At 43.4% G+C, this 12,007-nt stretch carries 6 protein-coding genes; 5 read left to right on the top strand and 1 reads right to left on the bottom strand.

Annotation, left to right across the window (positions count from 1 at the left end; all coding sequences use genetic code 11):
* Nucleotides 1–6: 6 nt before the first annotated feature.
* From ACFGVS_RS23150 to ACFGVS_RS23130, 5 genes are all read left to right on the top strand, one after another.
* Nucleotides 7–2,367 carry an ABC transporter permease gene (locus tag ACFGVS_RS23150; RefSeq protein WP_439695754.1) on the top strand — a complete coding sequence of 787 codons (2,361 nt, stop codon included), beginning with the start codon at nucleotides 7–9 and terminating at the stop codon, nucleotides 2,365–2,367.
* A gap of 86 nt (nucleotides 2,368–2,453) precedes the next feature.
* The gene (locus tag ACFGVS_RS23145) at nucleotides 2,454–4,847 is read left to right on the top strand and encodes an ABC transporter permease (RefSeq protein WP_439695753.1); all 2,394 of its coding nucleotides are present in this window, start codon (nucleotides 2,454–2,456) and stop codon (nucleotides 4,845–4,847) included.
* Between the two features lie 94 nt (nucleotides 4,848–4,941).
* Nucleotides 4,942–7,329, top strand: a complete 2,388-nt coding sequence (locus ACFGVS_RS23140; protein WP_439695752.1) for an ABC transporter permease — start codon at nucleotides 4,942–4,944, stop codon at nucleotides 7,327–7,329.
* 45 nt (nucleotides 7,330–7,374) lie between these two features.
* Nucleotides 7,375–9,747 carry an ABC transporter permease gene (locus ACFGVS_RS23135; protein WP_439695751.1) on the top strand — a complete coding sequence of 791 codons (2,373 nt, stop codon included), beginning with the start codon at nucleotides 7,375–7,377 and terminating at the stop codon, nucleotides 9,745–9,747.
* A gap of 11 nt (nucleotides 9,748–9,758) precedes the next feature.
* On the top strand, nucleotides 9,759–11,288 hold the full coding sequence (locus ACFGVS_RS23130; RefSeq protein ID WP_439695750.1) for an alpha/beta hydrolase-fold protein: 1,530 nt from the start codon (nucleotides 9,759–9,761) through the stop codon (nucleotides 11,286–11,288).
* Between the two features lie 61 nt (nucleotides 11,289–11,349).
* Here the strand turns inward: ACFGVS_RS23130 and ACFGVS_RS23125 are convergent, their stop codons facing one another.
* Entirely contained in the window at nucleotides 11,350–11,988 is a 639-nt protein-coding gene (locus ACFGVS_RS23125) for a gluconate 2-dehydrogenase subunit 3 family protein (protein ID WP_439695749.1), read from the bottom strand.
* Between the last annotated feature and the right edge of the window lie 19 nt (nucleotides 11,989–12,007).

The following is a 12,007-nucleotide window of genomic DNA, read 5'->3' as shown; positions in this document are numbered from 1 at the left end:
TACAACATGTTCAGGAATTACCTCAAAATCGCATGGCGAAACATCGCCAAAAACAAGGTGCATACATTTATTAATGTAGCCGGATTATCTGTGGGCATGGCGGTGGCTATGGTGATAGGGCTTTGGATATGGGATGAGTTATCGTTTGATAAGTATCATCAAAACTATAACCACATAGCCCAACTGATGACCACCCAAACGGCCAACGGCGAGACAGTCACATTCGGGTCGACCGTGGTGCCCCTTAGCGCCGAACTGCGTACCAAATACGCGGGTGATTTTAAGCTAACCGCGCTTACCTGGGAGGGCACACATATTTTAGCCGTTGGCGATAAAAAAATATCACAAAACGGGATGTGGGCCGAGCCCGATTTGCCTGCTATACTTTCATTAAGAATGATAAAAGGTAGTTACGCCAATTTTAACGATCCTTCATCTTTTGTACTGTCACAATCTGTAGCTATCGCCCTGTTCGGCAACGCCGACCCCATAAATAAGGTAGTAAGGATTGATAACAAAACCGATATGAAGGTAGCCGGAGTTTACCAGGATTTGCCTTATAATACCAGCTTTTATCCAACTAAATTTATGTTACCCTGGAGCAACCCGGCAAACTGGTGGAATACGCAAAGTACTGCCTGGGATAACCATGGCTGCCATTTATTTGCTTTGATGAATGAGCATGCCGATTTTGCCAAAGTATCAGCAAAGATCAGGAATATTACCAAGCCTCATTTCAAAATGAACGACGAGGTAATGCAAATACATCCCATGGCCAAATGGCACCTGTACAGCGATTTCAAAAACGGCAAAGCAGTTGGCGGCCGCATTGAGTTGGTGTGGCTGTTCGGCATCATCGGTACGTTTGTATTGCTGTTGGCCTGTATCAATTTCATGAACCTAAGCACCGCCCGGAGCGAAAAACGGGCGAGAGAAGTGGGCATCCGTAAAGCGATAGGTTCCGTCCGCTCGCAACTGATAAAGCAGTTTTTGAGCGAATCGCTGATGTTTGCATTTTTAGCTTTGGTGATTACGCTTGTTTTGGTTTTAGTTGCTTTGCCCTATTTTAATAACATTGCCGATAAGCAAATTGCTATGCCTTTTACTAATCCCTGGTTTTGGGCAGCATCTTTGAGCTTTACTTTTTTTACCGGAATTATAGCAGGAAGCTATCCGGCATTTTACCTTTCGGCCTTTGAACCAATTAAGGTATTAAAAGGGACTTTTCGTGTTGGGCGCTTTGCTTCGTTGCCGCGTAAGGTTTTAGTAGTTGTACAGTTCACGGTATCTATTGTGCTCATTATCGGCACCATTATCGTTTTCAGGCAAATTCAATTTGCACGCAGCAGACCTATTGGCTATACACGCGAGGGGTTAATTACGATTGATATGAACACGCCCGAAATTTATGGCCATTATGAAGCCATGCGGAACGACCTGATCCAAACCGGGGCGGTGGCCGACATGGCAGAATCAAACAGTTCAACAACCCAGGTATGGTCAAACAACGGTGGCTTCGATTGGGCTGGCAAAGCCACGGGCTTCGATCCAACATTTGGTACAATAGCCGTAACTTATGATTATGGTAAAACCGTTGGCTGGAAGATAATTGAAGGCCGCGATTTTTCAAGAAGTTTTCCTACTGATACAGGGGCGTTTATCTTAAACGAATCGGCAGTAAAGCTAAGCGGACTTAAAAACCCCATTGGCAAAATTATGCATTGGGCAGGTAAAAACCACGTTATAACCGGTGTGGTAAAAGATATGGTAATGGAATCACCGTACAAACCTACCGTCGCTACCGTTTTTCATATGAACCCGACTTGGGGTAACGTCATCACCTTGCACATAAACGCTAAAATGCCCATGCGCGAAGCGTTGGGTAAAATTGAGCCCGTGTTTAAAAAATACAACCCCGGCAGCCCATTTCAGTTTAAGTTTAATGATGATGAGTACGCCCGCAAATTTAGCGACGAACAACGCATAGGCAACCTGGCAACGGTGTTTGCTGTGCTGGCTATCTTTATCAGTTGCCTTGGCCTGTTTGGCCTTGCATCATTTGTTGCCGAACAACGGGTGAAAGAGATTGGCGTACGCAAAGTATTGGGAGCATCCGTAGCAAACCTGTGGCGCTTATTATCAACCGAGTTTGTGTTGCTGGTAGTTATATCATTACTTATTGCAATCCCCGTGGCTTATTATTTTATGAACGGCTGGCTTCATCAATACCAGTACAGGTCGCCAATAACCTGGTGGATATTTGCATTATCGGGTACCGGGGCTATTGCCATTACATTAATTACAGTAAGTTTCCAGGCCATCAAAGCAGCACTGACGAACCCGGTTAAAAGCCTGAGATCTGAATAGTCGTTAGTCATTTCGCTGCGCTGTCATTAGTCATTGAAAAAAGGTTAAAATTAAAAACGTATTACGTATAACTTAAAACGTACCACATGTTCAAGAATTATATCAAAATCGCGTGGCGAAATCTTATTAAAAATAAGGCGCACACTTTTATAAATGTTACCGGCTTATCGGTTGGTATGGCTGTAGCTGTGCTGATAGGCCTTTGGATCTGGAACGAGCTATCATACGATAAGTATCATGATAACTACGACCGAATTGTGCGGGTAATGCAGCACCAAACCTTTAACGGCGAAGTTGGGACGCAAAACTCTATTCCCCTGCCACTGGGTTATAAGTTAAGGGATGAATATAACAGCGACTTTAAATATGTGGTATTATCTACCTGGAATTTTAAGCATATAATTGCATCGGGCGAAAAAAAATTATCCTACGCGGGCTCCTATATGCAGGCCGAAGCACCTGATCTGCTTACCCTTAAAATGCTGAAGGGGACACGTTCGGCATTAAAAGATCAATCGTCTATCATACTTTCGGCATCATTGGCAAAAGCCATTTTTGGTAATGCCGACCCTATGTTTAAGTCTATAAAAATAGATAATAAATGGAACGTAAAGGTGACAGGGGTGTATGAGGATTTGCCCCATAATACCAGCTTTAAAGAACTTGGCTTTATTGCACCGTGGGACTTGTTTATGACAACGCAGCCTTACCTGAAACAGGCGCGCACAACCTGGGGCAATAACTCCTGGCAATTGTTTGCCCAACTACAACCTAATGCCGATCCGGACAGGGTATCTGCCAAAATAAAAAACCTGAAAATGGAGGGGTTAAAGCTTAATAACGACAAAATTGGCTTAACCTTTAAGGCCGCTATTTTTCTACATCCCATGAGTAAATGGCACTTATACTCGGAGTTTAAAAACGGCATCAATACGGGCGGCGATATTAAATTTGTTTGGATGTTTGGCCTTATCGGCGTATTTGTATTGCTACTGGCTTGTATTAATTTCATGAACCTGAGCACCGCCCGCAGCGAGAAACGGGCCAAGGAAGTAGGCATCCGCAAAACAGTTGGTTCGCTGCGTAGCCAGCTCATTGGGCAGTTTTTTATGGAATCGATGCTGATAACCATTTTCGCCTTCTTCCTGTCGTTAGTTTTGGTGCAGCTGATATTACCGTGGTTTAACCAGGTTGCCGATAAAACCGTTACTATACTATGGTTTAATCCCCTGTTCTGGATTATGGGTATTGGCTTTAGTATTTTTACAGGTATCATAGCAGGCAGCTATCCGGCGTTTTACCTGTCGTCATTCCAGCCTGTAAAAGTGCTAAAGGGCACCTTCAAGGCGGGCCGCTTTGCTGCCCTGCCGCGTAAAATATTGGTAGTATTACAGTTCACTGTTTCAGTTACCCTCATTATCGGTACCATCATTGTTTTCAGGCAGGTGCAGTATACCAAGAACCGGCCGGTAGGCTATGATCGTACCGGGCTGATCCAGGTTGATATGCGTACCGACGAGATCCATAATCATTTCGATGCGGTACGAAACGACCTGATCCAGTCGGGCGCTATCGTTGACATGTCTGAATCTGACAGCCCGCTAACGGATATATACTCTGACAACAGCGGCTTTAAATGGCGCGATAAAGACCCAACTCTTCAGGATGATTTTGGTACGATATCCATAAGCGCAGAATTTGGCAAAACAGCTCAGTGGAAAGTATTAGATGGCCGCGATTTTGACAAAAACAACTTAGCCGATTCATCAGCCATGGTTGTAAACGAGGCTGCTGTTAAATTTATGCATTTGAAAAACCCGGTAGGCGAAACGCTGGAATGGTATAAAAAATTCCAGATCATTGGTGTAGTAAAGGATATGGTGATGTCATCGCCTTACGAGCCAATACAGCCAACCGTTTTCTATCTTACAAAAAACAGCGGCGGCCTCATTAATATCCGCATTAACCCTAAAGTGAGCCCGCATGAAACCCTTGGTAAAATCGAGGCCGCCTGGAAACAATATGCCCCCGGCAGCCCCTTTGAATACAAATTCACCGACGAAGAGTACGCCCAAAAATTTGCCAACGAAGAACGTGTAGGTAAACTGGCCGGTTTCTTTACCCTGCTGGCCATCTTTATCAGTTGTATGGGGTTGTTCGGTATGGCATCTTTTATGGCCGAGCAGCGCACCAAAGAAATTGGGGTACGCAAGGTATTAGGGGCATCAGTATTTGGCCTGTGGCGCTTAATGTCGATAGATTTTGTAGTGCTTGTTTCTATATCATTACTGATAGCTATACCAACAGCTTACTACTTTATGCAAGGTTGGATAAAGGATTACAAATACCACGCCGAACTTTCCTGGTGGATTTTTGGGGCCACGGCTATCGGTTCTATCACAATTACCCTGCTTACTGTTAGCTACCAAAGTATTAAAGCCGCGTTGATGAACCCGGTAAAAAGCCTTCGGTCGGAATAGAGGCAAGACGGAATTAGTCATTGGTCATTTCGCTACGCTGTCATTGGTCATTAGTAAAATAAAAACGTATCACGTACAACTTAAAACGTACAACATGTTCAAGAATTATATCAAAATCGCCTGGCGAAACCTTACGCGTAACAGGGCGCATACTTTTATTAATATAACCGGCCTATCAGTTGGTATGGCAGTGGCTATGCTTATTGGCTTGTGGATATGGGACGAGCTGTCATACGACAGGTACTTTAAAAACTATGACCGCCTGGTACAGGTTATGCAGCACCAAACCTTTAATGGCAGTGTAGGCACACAATCCGATATACCTATGCCGTTGGGTTATAAACTGCGGGATGACTATCAGAATGATTTTAAGTATGTAGTACTATCTACCTGGACATACGCACACATCATAGCATTCGGTGATAAAAAACTAACCCAACAGGGAAATTATATGCAGGCCGAAGCACCCGACGTGTTCAGTTTAAAAATGATTAAAGGCACACGATCCGGTCTAAAAGATCCATCGTCTATCATTCTATCTGCATCACTGGCTAAAGCACTTTTTGGTGACACAGATCCCATGTTTAAAGCCTTAAAGATCGACAATAAATGGAACGTTAAGGTTACCGGCGTTTACGAAGATCTGCCGCATAATAACAGCTTAGCTGAAGTGGCATTTATTGCACCGTGGGATTTATACATGACTACTCATGTAAAAACAAACATTACACAATGGGGCAATAATTCATGGCAGCTATTTGCACAGCTAAGCCCCAATGCAGATATAAACAAGGTATCGGCCAGGATAAAAGATTTGAAACTAAATGCTTTTACCGCAGAGGGCAATAAGCTGGGTTTATCTTTTAAGCCAACAGTGTTTTTGCACCCGATAAGCAAATGGCATTTATATTCGGAATTTAAAAATGGTATTAATACCGGGGGGGCTATACAATTTGTATGGATGTTTGGCATTATTGGTGTATTCGTATTATTGCTGGCTTGCATCAATTTCATGAACCTAAGCACGGCCCGGTCAGAAAAACGGGCCAAAGAAGTGGGTATACGTAAAACGGTAGGATCGTTGCGAGGCCAGCTTATTGGTCAGTTTTTGGTAGAGTCGGTACTGATCTCGGCATTTGCCTTCCTGTTTTCCATAGTTCTTGTACAACTCATTTTGCCCTGGTTTAACCAGGTAGCCAATAAAACCATGCAGGTATTATGGGCCAACCCGATGTTTTGGATACTGGGAATTGGTTTTAGCCTCATAACAGGGCTCATAGCGGGTAGCTATCCTGCTTTTTACCTGTCATCATTTAAGCCGGTGAAAGTTTTAAAAGGAACATTTAAGGCCGGGCGAATGGCTGCATTACCCCGTAAAGTACTGGTGGTTTTACAGTTTACAGTTTCCGTTACTTTAATCATAGGTACTATTATTGTTTTCAGGCAGGTGCAATTCACCAAGAACAGACCAATAGGTTATGACCGAACAGGCCTTATACAAATAGAAATGAAAACGGATGCCATTCACCAGCACTTTACGGCAGTAAGGAATGACCTGGTGCAGTCTGGAGCAATAGTTGAAATGGCCGAGTCTGATAGTCCGCTAACTGGGGTATACTCTAATAATAGTGGCCTTACCTGGAGGGATAAGGACCCTAATCTGCAGGATGATTTTGGCACAATTGCCGTAAGCCCCGAATTTGGAAAAACGGCAGGCTGGAAACTTACCGACGGACGCGATTTTTCAAGGGATGTTTTAACAGATTCATCGGGAATAGTATTGAACGAAGCCGCCGTAAAGTTTATGAACTTTAAACACCCGGTTGGCGAAACCATTAAATGGTACAAAACTTTTAAAGTTATAGGCGTAGTGAAGGATATGGTTATGTCATCACCCTATGAGCCTGTAAAACCAACTATATTTTATATGGTTCCGTATGCTCCCGGGATAGTTGATATCAGGCTGAACACCGGCAAAAGCGCCAGCGAAGCATTACGTAAAATTGAAGCTGTATTTAAACAGTATGACCCGGCCAGCCCTTTCGATTATAAATTCACAGATGATCAATATGCTCAAAAGTTTGCCAACGAGGAGCGGATAGGTAAACTGGCTGGTTTCTTTACCCTGCTGGCTATTTTCATTAGTTGTATGGGCCTGTTTGGTATGGCATCATTTATGGCCGAGCAGCGCACCAAAGAAATTGGCGTACGCAAGGTATTAGGGGCATCAGTATTTGGCCTGTGGCGCCTGTTGTCGATAGATTTTGTAGTGCTGGTTGTTGTATCATTAATCATAGCTATACCAACCGCTTATTACTTTATGCAAGGCTGGATAAAGGATTACAAGTACCACGCCGAGCTGTCGTGGTGGATATTTGGCGCGACTGCATTAGGGGCTATCATGATAACGTTGCTCACGGTAAGCTATCAAAGTATTAAAGCCGCGTTGATGAACCCTGTAAAGAGTTTGCGATCTGAATAGTAGTTAATTACAGCTAAAGCGAAAAAACTTAAAGTTTTAAATAACATGATTAAGAATTATTTAAAAATAGCCTGGCGTAATATTGTAAAAAACAAAGCGCATTCTTTTATCAATATTGCCGGGCTGTCGGTTGGGCTGGCATGCAGCCTGCTTATTTTGCTGTGGGTACAAAATGAGCTCAACATTGATGCCTATCATCAAAATGGAGACCGGCTTTATAAGGTTTATGAGCAGGAGTATTATGATCATAAAATAGATGGCAACTACGACACGCCGGGCCAAATGGCAGCCGAATTAAAAAAGACGCTGCCCGAAGTTGAATATGCCATCAATATGGAAGATGAAAATGACAATCATACTTTTAGGGTTGCTAATAAAATATTGAAGCTAAACGGCACTTTTGCCGGAGCTGATATCTTTAAAATGTTTAGCTATCCACTTTTAATAGGAGAAGCTGGCACGGCGTTAAATTCGCCGGCGAGCATAGCTATATCCCAAAAAATGGCAGTTATGTTTTTCGGGCAACCCGATGTGGCTATCGGTAAAACTATCAGGTTCGATGATGAAAGAGATTTTACTGTTACGGCTGTATTTAAAGACCTGCCCGGCAATACTTCCCGCAAATTTGATTACTTAATTAATTGGGGCGCCTATTTAGCCGATCATCCCGGCTCAAAAAGATGGGATAACAGCGGGCCGTTAACCTTTGTTATGTTACGTAAGGATGCAAACCCGGCATCAGCCGACAAAAAAATAACGCACTTTTTAGATACTTACCGCACTTTTCAAAAAAGCTACCGGGTTGAGTACGGCTTGCAACGCTTTGACCAGGTTTATCTGCACTCCAACTTTGAAAATGGCAAAATAACCGGCGGCCGTATAGAATACGTAAAGCTTTTTAGTATCATTGCTGTATTTGTGCTGCTTATTGCCTGCATTAATTTCATGAACCTTACAACGGCCCAGTCGGTAAAAAGGGCGCGGGAAATTGGTGTACGAAAGGTTATGGGCGCCGTGCGCGGGGTATTAATCAGGCAGTTTATAGGCGAATCGCTGTTGCTCACTGTACTGGCAGTTTCAGTGGCATTGGTTTTAGCCATTGTGTTATTACCTGTATTTAACCAGGTTACTCAAAAGCAAATAATCATGCCCTTTAACGAAGCTTCCTTTTGGCTAAAACTCTTTATAATAACAATAACTACGGGCTTAGTTTCGGGCAGTTATCCGGCTTTATTTTTATCGTCATTTAACCCGGTAAAGGTATTAAAGGGAACATTAAAGCTCGATGCCGGTGCCGTTTGGTTTCGCAAAGGTTTGGTTATAATGCAATTTGTGCTTTCGTCGGTATTAATTATCGCCACCATTGTGGTATCCAAACAGGTAAACTTTATCCAAACCAGGAACCTGGGCTACGATAGGGAAAACCTGCTGTACATCCCTATTGAAGGCGACCTGGGTGGCAAGTATGATATTTTTAAAAACGAGGCGATGAATTTGCCGGAGATTAAATCAGTTAGCCAAATATCAAACAACCCCACGTTTATTGATAACAGTACTATTAGTGTAACCTGGGATGGAAAAGACCCTAACAACACCGTCGCTTTTCCGAACATAGCGGTTGGCTACAATTTTGTATCTACCATGAAGCTGAAAATGTTAGCCGGGCGCGATTTTTCTGATAATTATCCTACCGACTCCAATAACTTTATCATTAACCAGGTAACGCAGCAAAAGTTAGGTTTTACAAATCCGGTTGGTAAATCAATTACCATGTGGGGGCGTAAGGGAAAGATTATAGGGCTGGTGAAAGACTTTCACTTCCAGTCGCTGCATAAGCAAATTTTGCCGTTGATTATTCACCTGGTTAAGGGCAAACTGGATGGGGGCGATATTTTAATTCGCACACAGCCCGGCAAAACAAAAGAAGCATTGGCGGGTATTTCCAAATTATCTAAGATACTAAACCCAAACTTTCCTTTCAACTACAATTTTTCTGATGAGCAATACCAAAAACTATATAAAAGCGAACAGATTGTAGGCCGGCTGTCAAACATATTTGCGTTTCTTGCAATATTTATCTCGTGCCTTGGGTTACTGGGATTGGCTATGTTTACTGCCGAGCAACGTATTAAAGAGATAGGGGTACGAAAAGTACTTGGTGCCAGTGCAGCCTCCATATTCGGGTTGCTTTCATCGGAGTTTTTGGTTTTGATAATAATTGCCATGCTCATTGCATCGCCTGTTGCCTGGTATGCCCTAAATAGCTGGTTACAGGGTTTTGCCTATCGTACCACCATACAATGGTGGATATTTGCGCTATCCGGAGGCCTTGTTATATTAATAGCCCTTGCAACTGTTAGCGTGCAGGCCATTAAAGCAGCGTTGATGAACCCGGTAAAAAGTTTGAGAAGCGAATAATGGATATTAAAATGAAGAAAACGTTCCGCTTATTTTTAATTGTGCTAATAATCATCAGCGGCCTGGTTACGCTGGTTAAGGCGCAGGATACTGTGCTTAGAGTACCCGAAAGAAGTAAACTCGACTCCTTGAATTCGGTAGTATTAAATCAAAAAAGACTAATACAGGTATTTACTCCCGCAAATTATAAACCGGGGAGCACTGATAAATATGATGTGCTTTACGTACTTGATGGCGGCAACTGGAACACCGGCCTCATTAAACAGGTACAGCGCTTTGTAGAAGGCGAAGCCTATATGCCGCCAACGATAATTGTGAGCGTTTTAGGTATTGACAGGAATAAAGATCTTACACCAACTCATTTAGAAGGTTGGAAAACATCCGGCGGGGCCGATAAATTCCTTAGTTTCATTAAAACCGAGCTGATTCCTTATGTTAATAAAACGTATCCATCCAACGGCGATAATACGCTTTGGGGGCACTCATTGGGCGGTTTATTCGTGATTTACGCGATGCTAAATGAACCCAAAACGTTTAAATCGTATATAGCCGTCGACCCCAGCCTTTGGTGGGATAGTTGTTATCTGCCCAAAATAGCTGGCAGTAAACTGCCCGCTTTAGCCGGTTCAAATACCACAATTTTCATAAGCGGCCGGGAGGGGCGTGATGGCAAATCAATGAGGATTGATACCATGGATCTCGTACTCGAAAAAGCCGCCCCGCAGGGTTTAAACTGGAAGATAGTTACCTATCCTGACGAAACCCATAGCTCGGTAAGGCTCAAAACCACGTACGACGGGTTGAAATTTACCTACGCCGGTTATACAGGGGCGTTGGAATTTCACCCGATGAATGGTATAATTTTAAAGGACAAGCCTATTAAGTTATGGTACTTTAACGACACCACAAAGGTGCGCTACACAGTTGACGGAACAGAGCCCACAATTTCATCGGCAAAAGCACAACCCGAAATTACGTTAAGCGAGCCTGCCACTGTAACGTATAAACGGTTCACCAACCGCGACCGCTATGATAAAACCGTAAGCGGCAATTTTACCACTGAAAAAGAACTACACCCGATGGGCCGGCAGAAAAACACAAAACCGGGTGGCTTTAACTATATATATTATGAAGGCTCATGGGATAAATGGCCGGACATTAAAAGTTTAAAGCCCGCAAAAACAGGGATAACCACCAGCGATTTTGATGCAGATAACCTACCACGCAAAAACAATTTCGCCCTGGTTATTGACGGGTTGCTGGAAACAAAGGAAGATGGTTATTATATATTTATTTTAGATGCCGATAAAGATTCAAAGTTATATATAGGCAATAAGCTGCTGATACAATGGGAGGGCGACTACAGGCGCCATACGTACTCATACATTTTACCGCTAAAAAAGGGATTTTATCCGCTCCGGTTGGAGTATCTTCACAAGAATGAGGACTTTAAACTCAAGTTGAGTTATCTCACGCCCGGCACCATCAGTGGCAAAAACCCTGTCCCCATTCCCTTAAACTTGCAATATAGCCGTAATTAGCCGGCAGCTATCAACAAAAGAGGAGCTTTACAGCTCCTCTTTTGTTGTGCATATGTGTTTGTTATACGCCAGCTTTTACATCCTGCATATTGTAATGCTTCAATACATCATCGGGTACGCCGGTCCATTTGTTGGGGTTGTTGCCGGCAAAGCCAATATCATCAATACCCATTTTGGTGGTATAAAAACCAGATGCGGTTAAATCGCGCATGCGGTTAAAAAAGGCCACGCCCTGGGCCATTTCTGGTTTGGCTTTGGCGGGGTAGGCAATCATATCTACCAGCTCTATCTGCTGGGCATGGCTGCAATCGGTAAATACCTTGCCAAAACGGTTAAGGCATTGCAAATCTAACCAGCGCAAACCGCCACGCATGGGGGTTTGATGATCGGGCATATCCTTCACAATAAATTCAATAAAATCAGGCACCTTGGCATCTGATGCGCTGCCCGATTTTTCGTCTTTAGGGATAATAATATCGCCCAAGACAGTGATCGTAGCCATTTCTGCCGCTGTAAAAAATTTATCGCCATTCAGCTTTTTATCGCGCTCAACCTCAAAAGGCTGGCGACCAGCCTCGGCTCCGGTGGTTGCCGGCGCTGCTTCTTCTGTTTTTGGCGCACCGGGTTTACAAGCTTCCAGTATTAATCCTGCCGAAAGTGTGGTAAAGCCTAATGCTTTAAGGGAATCACGTCTGTTCATAATATTTTGTTGGATTAAC

Origin of the sequence: Mucilaginibacter sediminis, assembly GCF_051903035.1 — a bacterium.
Lineage (GTDB): Bacteria > Bacteroidota > Bacteroidia > Sphingobacteriales > Sphingobacteriaceae > Mucilaginibacter.
This window is presented reverse-complemented; position numbering and strand designations above follow the sequence as displayed.